Consider the following 17,814-nt stretch of genomic DNA (forward strand, 5'->3'; position numbering starts at 1 on the left):
CGCCGCCAATGGTTTCACGTGTCGGGGACGCTTCGTGGCCGATCAATCTTCCAGCGACGAAAAGCCTCGCGAGGGCGGCCAGGGCGGCGGCGGTAACCCACCCGCTGAAGGCGGCCGGCAAGGCGGCGACGGCAAGCCGCCGCCGAAGAAGAAGCCCAACCCGCTGAAGAACCCCAAGGTGCTGATCATCGGCGGGATCGTCATTGTGGTCCTGGCGATCGGCGGCGTCTTCTACTGGCTGCACGCGCGGCAGTACGTCTCCACCGACGACGCCTTCGTGGACACCCACATCGTGCGCCTGGCGCCGCAGGTGTCCGGCGAGGTGATGCGGGTGCTGGTGGTCGACAACGCCGTGGTCAAGGCCGGCCAGGTGCTGGTGGAGATCGACTCCAGCACCGTGCGCGCCCAGCTCGACCAGGCCCAGGCCCAGCGCGGCCAGGCCATCGCCCAGATCGGCCAGGCCCAGGCGCAGGTGGGCGTCAGCCAGGCCTCCTATCGCCAGGCGCGCGACCAGGCCCGGGGCCTCGACGCCCAGGCCGCCCAGGCCCAGAGCGACGCCCGGCGGCTGACCGGCCTGCAGGCCACAAACCCGCGCGCGGTGGCCGCCCAGCAGGTCGACCAGACCGTGGCCCAGGCCCGCCAGACCACCGCCCAGCGCGACGCGGCCCTGCGCCAGGCCGACGGCGCCGCCGCCCAGGTGAAGGCCGCCCGCACCCAGATCGAAGGCGCCAAGGCGGTGCTCGCCGCGGCCAACGCCACGATCTCCGAGAACAATATCACGCTCGGCCGTACGACCATCGTGGCGCCGGTGGCCGGCTACGTTTCACAGAAGACCGTGGCGGCGGGCGGCTACGTCCAGCCCGGCCAGCAGCTGATGGCCATCGTGCCCCTGGAGATGTGGGTCACCGCCAACTTCAAGGAGACCCAGCTCAAGAACATGCGCGCGGGTCAGCCGGTGGATCTGAGCGTCGACGCCTGCCCGGTGAAGCTGCACGGCAAGGTCAACTCCATCCAGCGCGGCGCGGGCCAGGCCTTTTCCCTGCTGCCCAGCGAGAACGCCACCGGCAATTATGTGAAGGTGGTCCAACGGGTGCCGGTGAAGATCACCTTCGAGGACGTGCCCCGCACCTGCCCGCTCGGCCCCGGCCTTTCCGTCTCACCCACCGTCAAGGTGCGCTGACGTGTCGGAAGCGCCCGCCCAGGCTGGCGGTTGGTCGGCGGCGCGGTCGGCGGCCGGCGGCGGCAACCCGTGGATCATCGCCACGGTCGTCTCGATCTCGACCTTCATGGAGGTGCTCGACACCTCCATCGCCAACGTCGCCCTGCGCCACATCGCCGGCGGCCTGTCGTCGAGCTACGACGAGGCGACCTGGGTGCTGACCAGCTACCTGATCGCCAACGCCATCACCGTGCCGATCTCCTCCTGGCTGTCCTCGGTGGTCGGGCGAAAGCGCTACTACATGATCTGCGTGGCGGGCTTCGGCATCGCCTCGGCCATGTGCGGCCTGGCGCCCAACCTGACCGTCCTGGTGCTGGCGAGGGTGATCCAGGGCCTGGCCGGCGGCGGGTTGCAGCCGACGACCCAGGCGATCCTGGTGGACACCTTCCCGCCGCAGCGGCGGGGCCTGGCGCTGGCGCTGTTCGGCCTGACGGTGATCCTGGCGCCCACTATCGGCCCGACGCTGGGCGGGGTGATCACCGACGACCTCTCGTGGCGCTGGATCTTCTTCATCAACCTGCCGGTGGCGGCGCTGTCGCTGTTCCTCGTGCAGACCGTGCTGGTCGAACCCGAGGCCCTGGAAAAGGAGCGCCAGGCCAAGATCGACCGCGGCCTGCGGCTCGACCTCATCGGCTTCGCCTTCATCGCCATCGGCCTGGGCTGCCTGGAATACACCATGGACCGCGGCCAGCGGCTCGACTGGTTCTCCGACCCCTCCATCGTCATCGCCGCCGGCCTGGCGATCCTCGGTCTGATCGCCTTCGTCGTGCGCGAGTTCACCAACGAAGAGCCGCTCCTGAACCTGCGCCTGTTCGGCAGCCGCAACTATGCGCTGGCCAATGTTCTGATCCTGGTGGTGGGGGTGATCCTGTTCGGCACCACCCAGTTCCTGCCGCAGCTGTTGCAGGAGGTGCTGGGCTACACCGCCACCAACACCGGCTACGCCATGACCGCCGGCGGGGCGGTGACGCTGCTGATCATGCCCCTGGTGGGCGTCCTGACCGGCAAGATACAGCCGCGCTGGCTGCTCGCCTTCGGCATGGCGATCGAGACCTTCGCCATGTGGCGGCTGACGCACATCAACGGCGACATCTCCTTCGGCTACGCCGCCCAGATGCGGGTGTGGATCGCCGCCGGCATCCCGTTCCTGTTCGTGCCGCTGAGCAACGCCGCCTACGTCGGCCTGCCGCCGGACCAGTCGAGCCAGGCGTCGTCGATGCTGTCGATCTCGCGGAACCTCGGCGGCACCCTCGGCATCTCGGCGGTCCAGACCTTCCTGGCCCAGCGCGAGCAGTTCCACCAGTCGCGGCTGGTGGAGGGCCTGAACCCGCTCAATCCCAACTACCAGGCCCAGACCGCGGTGATCGGCGACCGCCTGCGGGGCATCGGCATTGGCGTCGGACAGCTCGACGGGGTGCAGATGGGCAGCCTCTACCAGACAGTGCTGAAGCAGGCGGAGCTGATCTCCTACATGGACGTCTTCTGGATGCTGACCCTGTTCGTGGGCTGCATGGCGCCCCTGGTGCTCCTCCTGCGCACCCAGCCGGCCGGACAGGGAGCCGCGCGATGAGGCGCCTGGTCGGTCTCCTGTCGCTGCTGGCCCTGGGCGGCTGCATGGTCGGCCCCAACTACCGCCAGCCGAAGCTGGAGGCGCCGCCGGCGTTCGGCGAGGCCGCGCGCACGCCCGGCGCCACCGGCGACGCCGCCGATCTCTCGCAGTGGTGGCGCCAGCTCGGCGACCCGGTGCTGGACAGCCTGGTCGACCGCGCGCTGGCCCAGAACCTCGACGTCAAGACCGCCGCCTCGCGGCTGCGCGAAGCGCGCCAGCAGATCGTCGTCGCGCGTGCGGCGTTGTTCCCCGACGCCAGCGCCAGCGGCATCGCCGCGCGCCGCGACGCCCAGAGCGCCATCGGCGGCGCGCCGCCCGCGGCGGCGTCCAGCGGCTTCTCCCTGCCCAAGCACCTCGATGTCTATTCGCTGGGCGTCGACGCCACCTGGGAGATCGACATCTTCGGCGGGACGCGGCGCGGCATCGAGTCCGCCGAAGCCCAGGCCGAGGCCGCCCACTGGCAGGTCCGCGACGCGCAGGTCGCCCTCTCGGCCGAAGTGGCCAAGGCCTATATGACCCTGCGCCTGGCCCAGGCCCGCCGCGCGCAGGCCGACGCCGACGTGGCGCGCATCTCCGACCTGATGTCGCTGGTGGCGGCGCGGTCGAAGGCCGGCGTGGTCACTGAGCTCGACGTGAACCAGCAGAGGCAGGCCCTGCAGGCCCGCCGCGCCGAAATCCCGCAGCTCGATCAGCAGGCCCGCGGCGCCATCCATGCGCTGGGCGTCCTGCTCGCCCAGCCGCCGACAGCGCTGGACGCCGAACTGTCGCCGCCCAAGGATCTGCCGGCGGAACCCGCGGCCCTGCCCGTCGGCTTGCCGTCGGAGTTGTTGCAGCGCCGTCCCGACATCCGCGTCGCCGAGCGCAGCCTGGCCTCGGCCTCCGCACAGATCGGCGTCGCCACCGCAGACCTCTATCCGAAACTCGACCTGCTGGGCCTGGCGAGCTTCGCCAGCCGCGACCTCTCCAGCCTGCTGTCGAGCCGCAACTTCTCCACTATCGGCGTCGCCGATGGCAGCTGGACTCTGTTCGACGCTGGCAAGACCCGCGCCAACATTAAGGCCAAGCGCGAGGAAGCGGTCCAGGCCGACCTCGCCTACCGCAAGGCCTGGCTCAGCGCCCTGCAGGACGTGGAAGACGCGCTCACCGCCTATACAGCGGACCGCGAGCGCCAGACCCGCTACGCCGAGGACCTGAAGACCTCGCAGGACAGCGCCGCCCTGGCCGACGCCCGCTACAGGGCCGGGCTCACCCCGTTCATCGACGTGCTGCAGGCTCAGGGTTCGGTCACCCAGGCCAACGACCAGCTGTTGCAGGCGCAGGGCGCGGTGATCGGCGACCTGGTCAGCCTCTACACCGCGCTTGGCGGCGGCTGGAGCCCTCAGGCCTGAGCAGCCCCGCCGCCGAGCCGGCCAGGCGCGAGCTTGGCCGCCAGATAGAGCCGGGTCATCAGCCGCAGCTCCTCCGGCGCGCCGGGGCTGGTGGGCGCGTCCTTGCTGATCATGCCCACCATGGTCTTCATGTTGTTGAGCATCACGGCGGCGACGTCGTCCGCCTCCGCGTCGCCGAGGCCAGGCGCGCAGGTGGTCAGCGCCGTCTTGATGCCCGCCAGGGTCTGGGCGCGGAACCTCTGGCGCACCGCCGTCCAGTCCGTCCGCGAATCCAGCATAGCGGCGAGGCCCTGGGTCTGCGGGTGCAGCTTGACCAGAAGGTCGATGAGCATATCGGCCAGCGCCTCCGGCGTAGCGTCCGCCGCCCGGGCATGTAGCGCGTCGTACTCGGTCCGCAGGATCTCGGCCTGGTGCGCCATCAGCGCGTCGGCGATGGCGTCCTTGTTGGGAAAGAAGCGATAGAGGGAGCCGATCTTCGCCTCGGCCCGCGCGGCGATCTCGGCCATGGTCGCGGCCTCGAACCCGCGTTCCTGGATCACCGCCGCCGCCGCCTCGATCAGGTCGGCGACCCGCTGGCGGCCGACCTCGCGCTGCGGCGCCAGCGGCCCGCGATTCCGGCTTGACGAAGTTGAGGACATCCTCAAATAGAGACGCTGCTTGAGTCCATCCTCAACTCTGTAGCGCCTCGCGCTCCCCCGGACAACGGGCGGAAACGGACGCCGCGATCCCGAAAGGACGCCCCGATGATCACCCTGCCCGCCCAGACCACGGCCCTGATCCTGGTCGACCTCCAGAAGTTCATCGCCGGCCTGCCGCTTCAGCCCCATTCCGGCGAGGCGGTCGTCGCCAAGGGCATGGACCTGGCCCGCCGGTTCCGCGCAGCGAAGGCGCCGGTGGTGCTGGTCAATGTCGCCTTCGCGCCGGACTTGGCCGATTCCCTGAAGAGCCCTGTCGATCAGCCCTCGGGGATGCCGCCCGGCGGCTTTCCTGAAGGCTGGACCGAACTCGTCGACGGCCTGGCCGAACCCTCCGACCTTCGGGTCACCAAACGGCAGTGGGGCGCCTTCTACGGCACCGACCTCGACCTGCAGCTGCGTCGCCGCGGCGTCACCACCGTGGTCATCGGCGGCATCGCCACCAACATGGGCGTGGAATCGACGGCCCGCGCCGCGCATGAGCACGGCTACGCCGTGGTGCTGGCCGAGGACGCCACGGCGACCCACACGGCCGAGATGCACGCCTTCGCCTTCGAGAAGATCTTCCCGCGGCTCAGCCGCGTGGCCAAGACCGACGAGATCGAGCTGCAGGCGTGATCGAGGCGCCCCCGGCGACAGCGCGCCGGCCACTGGACCGCCTGCCTGCCGCCGGACGATGGGTCGCCCTGCTGGCCGCCTCCGCCGTGGGCGCGGGACTGCTGCAGTTGGCCCGGCTGCCGGCGGGCCTGATGCTGGGGCCGTTGGCCGCCGCGGCCTGCGTCCAGGCGGCGGGCGGCGCGGTGAAAGTTCCCCGCCCCTTGATGGCCGCCGCCCAGACGATCGTCGGTTGCCTGGTCGCGCGTTCGATCACGCCAGCCATAGTCGGCGGCTTCGCAAGCCACTGGCCGGTGTTCCTGACGGTGGTGGCGGCCTCGATTGCGGCCAGCGCAGGCATCGGCTGAGCCATGAGCCGCCTGCGCATCGTTCCCGGCACGACGGCCGTCTGGGGCATGCTGCCCGGCGCGGCCACCGCGATGATGGTGATGGGCGAGGCCTATGGCGCGGACGTCCGCTTGGTCGCCTTCATGCAGTACCTGCGCGTGGTGCTGGTCGCCGCCGCCGCGTCCGGCGTGGCCCTGCTGTTCGTGCATGGCGGCGGCGCCCCGCGCTTCGCCGGCGGCTATTTCCCGCCGGTCCACCTGCAGAACCTTGCCGCCACCATCGCCGTGGCGGCCGTGGGCGGCGGCGTTGGCCTCGCCTCGCGGATCCCGGCCGGCGTGCTGCTGGGGCCCCTGGCGCTGGGCGCCGTGCTGAACGTCATGGGCTGGGTCACTCTCGAGCTGCCGCCCGTCGTGCTGATCGCCAGCTATGCGGTGATCGGCTGGAACACCGGCCTGCGCTTCACCCGCGAGGTGCTGGCCGCCGCCGCCCGGGCCCTGCCCCAGAGCCTGGGCGCCACCGCCCTCCTGATGGCCTTCTGCGGCGCCCTGGCCTGGCTGCTGGTGGTCCTGCTGCACGTCGATCCGCTGACCGCCTACCTCGCCACCAGCCCCGGCGGCGTCGACGCCGCGGCGATCATCGCCGCCTCCACCAAGGTCGACACGCCGTTCGTCATGGCCCTGCAGACGCTGCGGGTGATCGTGGTGCTGGCGATCGGCCCGCAGGTGGCGCGCTGGGTGGCCGGAACCCTGACCCGGACCGCGCCTCAGCCGGAGACTTCCGAGCCGCCCGATCTTGGCGATCTCGACTAGCCCGGAATCCGCGAACCGGGTTAGCCTAAGCGGACCGGAACGCGGCTTTCGCGCGACGCCGGAACGGTGGCGGGGATCGTGAAAACTCGAATCCAGATCCTGCGGGCCGTCCTGGCCCTTTCCGTCATGGCGACCGGCCCCGCCTGGTCGGCCGCCGCGAGCGGCGGCGTCACCCTTTCGGGCGCGCAACAGAAGACCCTGGGGGTCAAGACCGAGCCGCTCGCCGCCGGCCAGCACAAGGCCCAGGTGGACGCCTTCGCCAAGGTGCTCGATCCCGGCCCGCTGGCGCAGCTCAATTCGGACCTCCTGACCGCCGTCGCCGCGGCCGAGGCCTCCCGCGCCGAAGCCGTCCGGGCCAAGACCCTGGCCACCACCGGCGGCGCGCTGGCCCGCAAGGACCAGGAGGCCGCAGAAGCCCAGGCCAAATCCGACGCGCTGAAGGTCGAGATCCTGCGCCAGCGCCTGGGTCTCGAATGGGGTCCCGGCGTCGCGCGCATGAGCGAGGCGCGCCGACAGGCCCTGGTCAGCGCCCTGTCGAAGGGCGTCGCGGCCCTGGTGCACGTGGACACCCCCTCCAACGCCGGCCAGGCCGGGGCCAGGACGGTGAAGATCGACGTCAGCGCCGACACCAGCGTCGGTGGCGTGGTGCTGGGCCCCGCCCGCGCCGCCGAGCCGCGGCTGCAGTCCTCCGGCCTGATTGTCGAGGTGACCGGCCCCTCGGCGATCCTGCTCTCCGTCGGCCTCACCCAAAGCGCCCATATCGACACCGGCAGCCCCAAGAGCGGCGTGGTGATCAAGAAGGAGTCCGTGGTCCGCTACCAAGGCTCCCTCTGGGCTTACGTCCGTCACGGCGACGCCCAGTTCGAACGCCGCCTGTTGCAGGACGAGTTGCCGGAGGACGGCGGATATTTCGTGGCCAAGGGCTTCGCGCCCGGCGAGCAGGTGGCGGTGAGCGGCGTCGCGGGCCTGTTCGCCGCCGACCTCGCCGCCGGCCAGGCGCGGTAGCGTGATCTCCGCCCTCGTCCGGCAGGCGCTGCGATGCCCGCGGGTGGTGATCGCCGCCGCCGCGCTGCTGCTGGTCTATGGCGCCCTCGCCGCCGGCGGCCTGAAGCAGGACCTGCTGCCGCCGCTCGCGCCGGCCTCGGCCTCGGTGGAGACCGAGGCGGCCGGCCTCGGCGCCGAGCAGGTGGAGCAGCTGGTCACCCGCACCGTCGAGAACGCCCTGATCGGCACGCCCGGCGTCGCCGACATCCATTCCACCTCGATCCCCGGCCGGTCCGTCGTGACCCTGCGGTTCCAGACCGGCGCGCAGCCGTTGCGGGTGCGCCAGGCGATCGCCGAGCGCCTGGCCCCGGTCGCCGCGGGCCTGCCGCAGGGCGTGGGCGCGCCGCGCCTGTCGCCTGCCACGGCCGGCGGCGGCGACGTGCTGAAGGTGGCGTTCACCAGCGCGAAGTTGTCGCCCATGGACCTACGCACCCTGGTCCAGTGGACCGCGCGCCCGCCGCTGCTCTCGACGCCCGGCGTCGCCGAGATTGAGGTCTATGGCGGCGAGGTGCGCCGGATCGAGGTGCGCGCCCGCGCGGGCGACCTGTCCGACAGCGATCTGGGCTACGCCGACGTCTTCGAGGCTGTGCGCCGCGCCACCGGCGTGGCCGGCGCGGGCTTCATCGATACGCCCACCCAACGCGTCTTGGTCGATCCGCATGGCCAGGCGCTGACGCCAGAGGACGTCGAGGCCGGCCAGATCCAGGTGGTGGGCAGCGCGCCCACGCGGATCAGCGATGTCGCCGACGTGGTCGACGGGCCCGCCCCGCCGGTGGGCGACGCCCAGGTGCAGGGCCGGGCGGCGGTGGTGCTGCGCATCCGCGCCCAGATGGGCGCCAACCCCCTCGACACCACCCGCGCCGTCGAAGCCAAGCTGGCCCTGCTGCGCCCGGTCTTGCAGGCTGAGGGCGTCACAACGGACCTGTCCATCGACCGTCCGGCCAGTTTCATCACCGCGGGCCTGAGCGGCCTGACCCGAGACCTCGTGATCGGCGCGATCCTGGCGGCGGTGCTGCTGGTCCTGGCGCTGCGCGACTGGCGGGCCGCCATCGTCGCCCTCTTGAGCCTGCCGCTGTCGTTGGCCGCGGCCTTGACCGTGCTCAGCCTGCTGGGCTGGACGCTGAACGTCATGACCCTGGGCGGTCTCGTCCTGGCGCTAGGGCTGGTGCTGGACGACGCGGTTATCGACTTCGACCACCTGCTGAACCGCCTGCGCGACGCCGAATTCCACGACGGCTCGCGGTCCGAGGCCTTGCTGCGGGCGTCGATCGAGGTGCGCGAGCCGGTGCTCTACGCCACGGCGCTGATCGTGGTGGGCCTGCTGCCGGTCTATGTCATCCCGGGCGTCGCCGGCGCCCTGCTCGCCCCCTTGGCGACCGCGGTGATCGCCGCCCTCGTCGCCTCGCTCCTGGTCGCCATGCTGGTGACGCCGGCGCTCGCCCTGATGTTCCTCGGCCATGTGCGCCCCGATCACGAGCCCCCCGTCCTGCACCGGCTGAAGCAGGGCTACGACGGCGCGCTGGCCGGGGTGATGCGCATCGGGGCCGGATGGATCTGGCTGGCGAGCCTGGCGCTGGTGCTGGTCGCCGGCTTCGCCTTCGCGGCCTTCCGCCTGGAGTTCTTGCCACCCTTTCACAGCGGCCACCTGACCGCCGAACTTAGCGGCCCGGCTTCGACCTCCATCTCGGCGATGCAGGATTACGGGCGGCGGATGACGCGGGATCTGCTGGCGATCCCGCAGGTCGCCACGGTCTCCCAGCTCACCGGCCGCGCCGAGACGGGGATCGATCCATCCGGGCCGGAGCACGCCCTCTTCGACATCGAGCTTAAGCCCGGCCTCTCGGATAGCGCCCAGGACGCCGCGGAGCGGAAGATCCGCGCAGCCCTCGAGCGCTACACCGGCTTCCACGCCGACGTCCGCTCGCGCTTCGCCAGCGAGGTCACCGGCCCCGAGCGGCGCGGCCAGGTCGAGGTGCGGATTTCCGGCGACGACCTCGACGCCCTGGACGCCACCGCGGCCAAGGTGGCGATGGCGCTGGCCGGCGTTCCGGGCGCACGCCACGTCACCGCGCCCATCGCCGCCGCCGCGCCCGCCGTCCGCGTCGACCTGAACTTCCAGCGCCTGGCGATCTATGGCCTGTCCGCCGCCGACGTGCTCGACACCGTCCAGACCGCCTTCGAGGGCCGCCGCGCCGCCCAGGTCTACGACAAGGGCCGCGCCGTCGACATCGTGGTCACCGCCCAGACCGATCTGCGCAAGGACCCGGACGGCGCCGGCGACCTGCTGCTGCGGTCGAGCTCGGGCGTCTCCGCGCCGTTGAAGACCGTGGCCAACGTCTATCTCTCCGAGACCCGCGGCGCGATCGAGCATGATGGCGGGGTGCGCCGGCAGTCGGTGTTCGCCGACGGCGTGGGCGACGAGCGCGCCTTCATCCGCGAGGCCCAGGCGCGCGTCGCCAAGGCCGTGACGCTGCCGCCCGGCGTCTACCTCGACTTCGTGTCGGTGAACTCCGGCGAGTTGGGCGGCGGGAACGCGCTGACTGGGATCGCGCTCGCCGCCGTAGGCATGCTGGCCCTCCTGGGGTTCGCCTTCGGGTCCGCCCGGGCGGGGGTGCTGGTGCTGGGATCCACCGCCTTCGCCTTCGTCGGCGGGGCCGCGGTGGTGGCCCTGACCGGCGGGGTGCTGTCGTTGGGCGCGCTGGCGGGATTCGTCGCCCTGTTCGGGATTTCGGCGCGCGCGGCGATCCTGCTGGTCTCGCGGGTGGAGGACCTCGTGGTGGCCCGCGCCCGGCCCTGGACGGCGGAGACCGTCCGGCTGGCGGCCCGCCAGCGGCTCTGGCCCATCGTCACCAGCGCGCTCCTGGTCAGCGCGGCGCTGGCGCCCATGGCCCTGGATGCGGGACGGCCGGGCATGGAGCTGCTGGGCCCGATGGCGCAGGTGATCATCGGCGGCCTGGTGACGTGCACCCTCCTGGGACTCTTGCTCCTGCCGCCGCTGGCCCTTTCCGCCTGGCGCCCGCCGGCGGCCTCCGCGCCGGCCGCGCCCACCGTTCCAGAGGCGACATGAGGCCGCCACGATCCCGCCTTCGCCAGGGCGCAGGAGGTGGCGCGCGGAGGTCAGTCGGCTGGCGCCGCGCCAGCGGATCGCGGTATTCTGCGCCGCCAGTTGGCTGCGGGCCGCCGGACAAACGAGGGACCTTCGCTTGATCTCCCGAACGCGCAGGACGGCGATGTTGCGGGCTGCGCCGATCGCGTTGCTGAGCGCGCTGTCCGCCGGCTGCGCGGCGGGCCCGAACTACACACCGCCGGCGCCGCCCAAGGTCTCGGAATTCGTCGCGTCCCAGCCGACCCAGACCAGCCAGGTCGCCGATCCGGCCGGCGCGGCCCAGACCTTCGACGCGGGCAAGACCCTGCCGGCGGAATGGTGGCGCCTCTTCGCCTCGCCGCAGATCGACGCCCTGGTGAAGGAGGCGATCGCCAACAACCCCGACCTCGCCGCCGCCCAGAGCGCGCTGGCGCAAAGCCGCGAGCTGCTGCGCGTCCAGCGCGCCGCCTACCTGCCGACGGTGGACGCGAGCTTCAACGGCTCGCGCAACAAGACCTCGGCGGTCATCGCCCCGGTGCTGGCCGACAACGCCTCGATCTACAACCTCTACACGGCGCAGGTGGCGATCTCCTACGTCCCCGACGTATTTGGCGGGGTCCGGCGGCAGGTCGAGGCCGCCAAGGCGCAGGTGCAGGCGGCGAACGCCCAGGTCGACGCGGCCTACCTGACGCTGACCTCCAATGTGGTCCAGACGGCGCTGCAGGTGGCGAGCCTGCGCGGCCAGATCGCCGCCAACCAGGACATCATCGCCGCGGAGACCAAGCTGCTCGACATCCTGCGCCTGCAGGAGCGCGTGGGCGAGGTCTCGGCGGCTGAGGTCGCCGCCCAGGAAAGCGCGCTCGCCCAAGCCCAGCAGGCCGTGCCGCCGCTCACCCGCCAGCTCGCCACGGAGAAGGACCTGCTGGCGATCCTGCTCGGGCGCTATCCATCCGAAGGTCCAGCCGTGGACCTCGACATCGCGAGCCTGCAGCTGCCGCAGAACATCCCGGTGAGCGTGCCGGCGGCGCTGGCGCAGCACCGCCCCGACGTCCGCGCCGCCGAAGCCAACCTGCACCAGGCCAGCGCCAACATCGGGGTCGCCGCCGCCGCGCGCCTGCCCAGCTTCAACCTCACCGCCAACGGCGGCAGCAACGCCGACCGGATCGCGCAGCTGACGTCGGCGCCGAACGGCTTCTGGAGTCTCGCGGCGGGCGTCGCGCAGCCGATCTTCCACGGCGGCGCCCTGCTCCACCAGCAGCGCGCCGCCGAAGCCGCCTACGCCCAGGCGCTGGCGCAGTACCGCAGCACCTCTCTGTCGGCTTTCCAGGGGGTGGCCGACGCCCTGCAGGCGCTGCAGATCGACGCCGACGCCCTGCAACTGGCGGTGAACGCGGATCGCGCCGCAGCGCGCACCCTGCAGCTGACCGAGGCCCGCGAACGCTCCGGCGAGGTCAGCGCCGCGGCGCTCTACACCGCCCAGCAGGCGGCCCAGCAGAGCCGCATCGCCCTGATCCAGGCCCGCACCAGCCGCTTCACCGACACCGTGGCGCTGTTCCAAGCGCTGGGCGCTGGTCCTTGGTCGGCGACGTCCTGAGCCCCTTCGACCGCTAAGGCGCCTCGGCCTCGGGAACGGCTCCGCCCTCAGGCTCGGCCTGGCGATAGTTCAGGCCGCGACGCGAGAAGACGTCGATCAGCACCGGCAGGACCACCAGCACCAGGGCCGGCGCCAGCAGCATGCCGCCCACCACCACGAGCGCCAGCGGCCTCTGCACCTGCGAGCCGATCGCCGTCGACAACGCCGCGGGTAGGAGCCCGACGCAGGCGGCGATGCTGGTCATGGCCACGGGCCGCAGCTGGGTCTCGCAGGCCCGCAGCAAGGCCGCATCGCGGGGAAAGCCCGCGCCCACCAGGCGGTTGAACGACGACAGCACGATGATCCCATTCATCACCGAAATGCCGAACAGGCCGATGAAGCCGATCGCCGCGGAAATGCTGAGCGGCGTCTGGGTGACGAACAGCGCCAGCACGCCGCCGATCATCGCCATCGGCATGACGCTGGCCGCCAGCAAGGTGTCGCTGAGACGCGAGAAGTTCAGGAACAACAGGAGGCCGATCAGCAGCAGGCTCAAGGGCACGACGACCTCTAGCCGGGTCAGCGCGCTCTGCAGTTCGCCGAGCTCGCCCACCCATTCCAGGTGATAGCCGCCCGGCACCTTGACCTTGTCGGCGACCGCGCGCTGGGCCTCCAGAACCGCCCCGCCCAGGTCGCGGCCCCGGACGCTGAACTTGATCGGGATGTAGCGCTCCTGGTTCTCGCGGTAGACGAAGGCCGCGCCGGAGACCAGCCGCACGTCGGCGACGTCGGCCAGCGGCACCTGCACCACCCCGCCGTTCGGGTTGGTCGCGCCGATCGGCAGGTTGCGGATCGCCTCCAGATCGCCGCGGTCCTCGGGCTGCAGGCGCACGACGATCGGGAAGTTGCGGTCGCTGCCCTGCTCGTAGAAGTTCCCGGCCGACTGTCCGCCGATCGCCGCCTGGATCGTCGAATTGATGTCTCCCGGCGCGAGGCCGTATCGCGCGGCCTTGGCGCGGTCGATCTGGATCTGGACCGTGGGCTGGCCCAGGCTGGTCAGCACGGCCAGGTCGGTGATGCCGGGCACCTTGGCCATGGTGTCCTTGATCTGCTCGGCGGTGGACTGCAGCGCGATCAGATCCGGCCCGAACAGCTTCACCGAATTCTCGCCCTTCACGCCTGAAGCGGCCTCCTCGACGTTGTCCTGGATGTTCTGCGAGAAGTTGAAGTCGACTCCGGGAAACTGCGACTCCAGGGCCTCGTCGAGCGCCTTGGTCAGCTTGGCCTTGTCCATGCCGTGCGGCCAGGTGTTGAACGGCTTCAGCGGCACGAAGAACTCGGTGTTGAAGAAGCCGGTGGAGTCGGTGCCGTCGTCCGGGCGGCCATGCTGCGAGACCACGGTCTCGACCTCCGGGAACTGGCCGATCACCTGGCGCATGCGGTTGACCGCCGCGTCGCCGGCCTCCAGCGAGATCGCCGCGGGCATGGTGGCGCGGATCCAGAAGTTGCCCTCCTCCAGGTGCGGCAGGAACTCGAGCCCCAGGGTGCGCCCGGCCAGGAGGGCCACGACCAGCATCAGGCCGGCCCCGCCCAGCGTCAGGATGCGGTTGGCGAGCGCGAAGCGCAGCACCGGCCGGTAGAGGTTGCGCAAGCCCCGCACCACCACCGTGTCGGTCTCGTTGACCTTCTCCGGCAACAGGATGGCGCTGAGCGCCGGCGACACCGTGAAGGTGGCGATCAGGCCGCCGGCGATGGCGTAGGCGTAGGTCTGGGCCATCGGCCCGAAGATGTGACCTTCGACACCGGTCAGGGTGAACAGGGGCACGAAGCTGGCGGTGATGATCGCCGCGGAAAAGAAGATCGCCTTGTTCACCTCGGCCGCGGCGTCGGCGATGGTGGTCAGCTCCCGCGAGGACGCGGCGCGTGGGCTGTCGGCGGGGGGCGGCGTCCGGGGTTCGGCCAAGTGCCGGTAGATGTTCTCGACCATGATCACGGTCGCATCGACCACCAGGCCGAAGTCGATGGCGCCGACCGACAACAGATTCGCGGATTCACCGCGTAGGATCATGATCAGCACGGCGAAGAACAGCGCGAAGGGCACCGTCGCCGAGACGATCAGCGCGGTCCGGAAATTGCCCAGGAATATCCACTGCACCAGGAAGATCAGCACGATCCCGAACAGCATATTGTCCAGCACCGTGTGGGTGGTCACCGCGATCAGGTCGCTGCGGTCGTAGATCTTCTCGATCCTGACGCCCGGCGGCAGGATGCCGCTGGAATTGAGCAGCTTCACCTCGTCCTCGACGGCGCGGATGGTCGGCATGCTCTTCTCGCCGCGCTGCATCAGGACGATGCCCTCGACGATGTCGTCGTCGCGGTCCTGGCCGGCGACGCCCAGGCGCGGCAGGTGGCCGATGCTGACCTCAGCCACGTCGCTCAGCATGACCGGCGAGCCGTTCGGGCTGGCGATCATGGTGTTGCGCAGCTGGTCAACCGACTGGATCAGGCCGATGCCGCGGACGATGGCGGCCTGCGGGCCGAAGTTCACGGTCTGGCCGCCGACGTTGACGTTGCTGTTGCCGATGACCTGGATCACCTGCGGCAGGGTCAGGCCGTGAGCGACCAGCTTGGCCTTGTCGATGGTGACGTCGTAGGTCTTGGTCTTGCCGCCCCAGCCGGTGACGTCGATGACCCCTGGCACCGCCTTGAACCGCCGCTGCAGCACCCAGTCCTGCAGGGTCTTCAGGTCGGTCACCGAGTAGCCCTTCGGCCCGGTCAGGCGATAGCGGTAGATCTCCCCGATCGGGCTCGTCGGCGAGACCTGCGGACTGGCGCCGTTGGGCAACGGGGCGAGCTGCGACAGGCGGTTGATCACCCGCTGCTCGGCTTGGTCGTAGGTGAAGTCGTAGGTGAACTGCACCTTCACGTCGGAGAGGCCGAACAGCGAGATGGTGCGGATCGTCTTGACGTGCGGGATGCCTGCCAGCTGCACCTCGATAGGGATGGTCACATAGCGCTCGACCTCCTCCGCCGACTGGCCGGTGCTCTGGGTGACGATGTCGACCAGCGGCGGCACCGGATCGGGATAGGCCTCGATGTTGAGCTGGCGGAAGGCGAAGACGCCGGCGACCACCATGGCTCCCAGCAGCAGGAGCATCAGCCCCCGTTGCCGCAGGGCGAAGGCGATGACCCCGTTCATGGCCTCAGTCGCCCCGGACGGCGCGGTCGATGAACAGCGAGCCGCTAGTGACGACCAGCTCGCCGGGACGCAGGCCGGAGAGGACCTCCACCTCGCCGCCTGTGGTGCGCCCGGTGGTCACCTGGCGCAGCGCCACGCTGCGGTCGGCGGCGCGCGCCACCCAGACGCGGGCGGCGTCGCCTTCATAGATCACCGCGTCCGCCGGCACGGCCACCGAGGTGCGGGTCTCCCCGGTGGTCAGGCTGAAGTCGGCGAACATCTCAGGCTTCAGCCGCTCGCCGGGGTTGGCGACAGTGGCGCGCACGGCGACGCGGCGGGTGACCGGGTCGACGCTGGGCGCGACGAAATCCAGCCGCCCGGCGAAGGTCTGTCCCGGCAGCGCGGTGACGGTCATCTCGACCGCCTGGCCGACCCGGGCCGCCGGAGCCTGGGCTTCGCGCAGGTTGCCCACCAGCCAGACCTTCGACAGGTCGCTGACCACGAAGGCCGCGGCGGTCCCGCCGTTGGTCAGGCTGGCGATGGTCTGACCGGCGTTGACATTGCGCTGCATCACCACGCCGGCGCGCGGCGCGCGCACGATGGTCTCGCGCCGGAGCGCGGCCGCGGGGCGGCCCGCGAGCGCATCCATTTCGGCGTCGGAGAGGCCCAGGATGCGCAGGCGGTCGCGGGTCGCGCGATAGGCGGCCTGGGCGTTGATGAGGTCGGTCTGGCTCTGTTGCCAGTCCTTCAGGGCCGCGCCGTGGGCGTCGTAGAGTTCGTGCTGGCGCGCCTCGGCGGCGGTGGCGAGCTTCACTTGGGCGGCGGTGGTGGCGAGGTCGCTCTGGCCCTGGGCGATCTCCTGGGCGTCGACGGCGAACAGCGGCGCGCCGGCGGCGACCCGGTCGCCGAGACGGACGAAGACGCGGGTCACCTGCCCGGAATAGGGCGAGTAGACGCTGGTCGTCAGGTCGTCGTCGACGGCGATCTTGCCGTCGGTGGCCGCGACGTCGGCGAAGGCCTTCGGCTGGGCCGCCCGCAGGGTCAGCGACTGCCACTGCCGCTCGGTGATCCGCAACGATGTGGGGCTCGCCGCAGCGGCGGACGGCGCGGGCGGCGCGGCGCGGCCGCGAAGGAGCGCGCCCACGCCCAGCACCACGAGCACGGCCAGGACGCAGAGGCCCAGCAGGCCCCACTGGGCGCTAGGCGGCAACCGCCGCGCCCGGCCCAAGCGGCCGTCACCTGAAGTCTCGCTCATCCGCCCTCGACCCGGCGCTGGCTGGAACTGCCGGAGGGCGGCAACTGACGCTCAATTGCGGAGCTTTCGTGGCCCGTAATGTGTCAACTGACACAGTCCGCGCGCGGCGGGAAACCGTCGGTCACCGCGCCGGGCGGGCCCTATCGACCGGCGCGCGCTTGGCCGATCGCCTGGGCCGCCGCGGCGGCGGACCAGAAGACCCATGGGACCGGTGCGACGGGAGACGCAAGGGCGGCCAGCAGCAGCGCCAGCGGCGCCCCGAAGGTCCACGCCATCCAGGCCGCCCGCAGGCGAGGGGCTGGCCGGCCGCGGTCCTGCCGTCGCGCGAGCCAGATGGTGACGCCCGAGGCGCTGACGAAGGTCAGGGCCGCGCCCAGGACGACGTAGGCGAGGCGCACCGGCAGGCCGCCGAAGAAGCCGAAATGCAACTGCGCCGCCGCCGAATAGGCCTGCAGCCCGACCGGGCCGGTGACGGAGCGCCCTCGCCCGACCTCCCGGTCCTGAGCGTCGTAGTAGACATCCTCCCCGCGCGGGAGCCGGCCGGGCGCCGTGACCTCCACGGTGATCCGCGCGCCCCGCGTGCCGGGCCGCTCGATCCCAAGGTAGTAGAGCCGCGCGCCCGGGATGACCGCCCTCGCCCGCGTGCTGAGCGCCTCGAGATCGGGCAACGCCATCGGCCGGCCGTCCGCGGGAACTTGCGGCCCGATGACCGGCGCGTAGACGCGGGCGGTGTCGCCGTGGAAGCCCAGGGTCGCCACCGGCAGGACCAGCAGGCTGGAGAGCCCGAAGACCGCTCCGGTCAGGCTGACCACGAGATGGAACGGCAGGCCCCAGACGCTGAGCCGATTGTGCAGCTCGGCTTCCCGCAGGCGCGGCGAACCGTCCAGGCGCAGGCGGAAGGCGTCGCGGAAGATCCGCGGGTGCGACAGCACGCCGGAGAGGATCAGCGCCAGCAGCGCCGCGCCGGACAGGCCCACGATCAGTGAGCCCCAACGCGCCGGAGCGGTCAGCGTCATG

Annotated in this window: 11 protein-coding genes and 1 pseudogene; 8 read left to right on the forward strand and 4 right to left on the reverse strand. The window is 71.4% G+C overall.

Going from position 1 to position 17,814, the window contains the following annotated elements:
- Positions 1–34: 34 nt before the first annotated feature.
- From E8A49_RS21235 to E8A49_RS21245, 3 genes are read left to right on the forward strand one after another with little or no spacing between them, the layout of a single operon-like run.
- Complete coding sequence (locus E8A49_RS21235) at positions 35–1,180, forward strand: HlyD family secretion protein (RefSeq protein WP_293386272.1); 1,146 nt, start codon at positions 35–37, stop codon at positions 1,178–1,180.
- Position 1,181: 1 nt separating this feature from the next.
- Positions 1,182–2,789 carry a DHA2 family efflux MFS transporter permease subunit gene (locus E8A49_RS21240; protein WP_293386274.1) on the forward strand — a complete coding sequence of 536 codons (1,608 nt, stop codon included), beginning with the start codon at positions 1,182–1,184 and terminating at the stop codon, positions 2,787–2,789.
- On the forward strand, positions 2,786–4,216 hold the full coding sequence (locus E8A49_RS21245) for an efflux transporter outer membrane subunit (RefSeq protein ID WP_293386276.1): 1,431 nt from the start codon (positions 2,786–2,788) through the stop codon (positions 4,214–4,216). The genes E8A49_RS21240 and E8A49_RS21245 overlap by 4 nt, the downstream gene beginning before the upstream one ends.
- On the opposite strand, the gene E8A49_RS21250 is transcribed toward E8A49_RS21245, so the two are convergent.
- The gene (locus E8A49_RS21250) at positions 4,207–4,854 is read right to left on the reverse strand and encodes a TetR/AcrR family transcriptional regulator (RefSeq protein ID WP_293386278.1); all 648 of its coding nucleotides are present in this window, start codon (positions 4,852–4,854) and stop codon (positions 4,207–4,209) included. The two genes, E8A49_RS21245 and E8A49_RS21250, sit on opposite strands and share 10 nt — an antisense overlap.
- 105 nt (positions 4,855–4,959) lie before the next feature.
- Between E8A49_RS21250 and E8A49_RS21255 the strand changes: the two genes are divergently transcribed.
- From E8A49_RS21255 to E8A49_RS21280, 5 genes and pseudogenes are all read left to right on the forward strand, one after another.
- The gene (locus tag E8A49_RS21255) at positions 4,960–5,529 is read left to right on the forward strand and encodes a hydrolase (RefSeq protein WP_293386280.1); all 570 of its coding nucleotides are present in this window, start codon (positions 4,960–4,962) and stop codon (positions 5,527–5,529) included.
- Between the two features lie 131 nt (positions 5,530–5,660).
- Positions 5,661–6,662: pseudogene (locus E8A49_RS21265) on the forward strand (AbrB family transcriptional regulator).
- Between the two features lie 78 nt (positions 6,663–6,740).
- On the forward strand, positions 6,741–7,667 hold the full coding sequence (locus E8A49_RS21270; RefSeq protein WP_293386286.1) for a hypothetical protein: 927 nt from the start codon (positions 6,741–6,743) through the stop codon (positions 7,665–7,667).
- 1 nt (position 7,668) lies between these two features.
- A complete protein-coding gene (locus E8A49_RS21275) occupies positions 7,669–10,773 on the forward strand; it encodes an efflux RND transporter permease subunit (RefSeq protein ID WP_293386288.1) in 3,105 nt (1,034 codons plus the stop codon).
- A 136-nt stretch (positions 10,774–10,909) separates the two neighbouring features.
- Entirely contained in the window at positions 10,910–12,385 is a 1,476-nt protein-coding gene (locus E8A49_RS21280; protein WP_293386290.1) for an efflux transporter outer membrane subunit, read from the forward strand.
- A gap of 13 nt (positions 12,386–12,398) precedes the next feature.
- On the opposite strand, the gene E8A49_RS21285 is transcribed toward E8A49_RS21280, so the two are convergent.
- From E8A49_RS21285 to E8A49_RS21295, 3 genes are all read right to left on the reverse strand, one after another.
- On the reverse strand, positions 12,399–15,563 hold the full coding sequence (locus E8A49_RS21285) for a CusA/CzcA family heavy metal efflux RND transporter (RefSeq protein WP_293386292.1): 3,165 nt from the start codon (positions 15,561–15,563) through the stop codon (positions 12,399–12,401).
- A gap of 4 nt (positions 15,564–15,567) precedes the next feature.
- On the reverse strand, positions 15,568–16,797 hold the full coding sequence (locus tag E8A49_RS21290) for an efflux RND transporter periplasmic adaptor subunit (protein WP_293386294.1): 1,230 nt from the start codon (positions 16,795–16,797) through the stop codon (positions 15,568–15,570).
- A gap of 140 nt (positions 16,798–16,937) precedes the next feature.
- Positions 16,938–17,814 (reverse strand): PepSY domain-containing protein (locus tag E8A49_RS21295; protein WP_293386296.1); only part of this gene is annotated, 877 nt, incomplete at its 5' end.

This window comes from Phenylobacterium sp. (genome assembly GCF_004799515.1).
Classification (GTDB): domain Bacteria; phylum Pseudomonadota; class Alphaproteobacteria; order Caulobacterales; family Caulobacteraceae; genus Phenylobacterium.

Excerpts from the sequence above, each read along its gene's own strand:
- E8A49_RS21245 (WP_293386276.1), top strand. The coding sequence starts at position 2,786 with ATGAGGCGCCTGGTCGGTCTCCTGTCGCTGCTGGCCCTGGGCGGCTGC.
- E8A49_RS21250 (WP_293386278.1), bottom strand. The coding sequence starts at position 4,854 with ATGTCCTCAACTTCGTCAAGCCGGAATCGCGGGCCGCTGGCGCCGCAG.
- E8A49_RS21255 (WP_293386280.1), top strand. The coding sequence starts at position 4,960 with ATGATCACCCTGCCCGCCCAGACCACGGCCCTGATCCTGGTCGACCTC.
- E8A49_RS21285 (WP_293386292.1), bottom strand. The coding sequence starts at position 15,563 with ATGAACGGGGTCATCGCCTTCGCCCTGCGGCAACGGGGGCTGATGCTC.
- E8A49_RS21290 (WP_293386294.1), bottom strand. The coding sequence starts at position 16,797 with ATGAGCGAGACTTCAGGTGACGGCCGCTTGGGCCGGGCGCGGCGGTTG.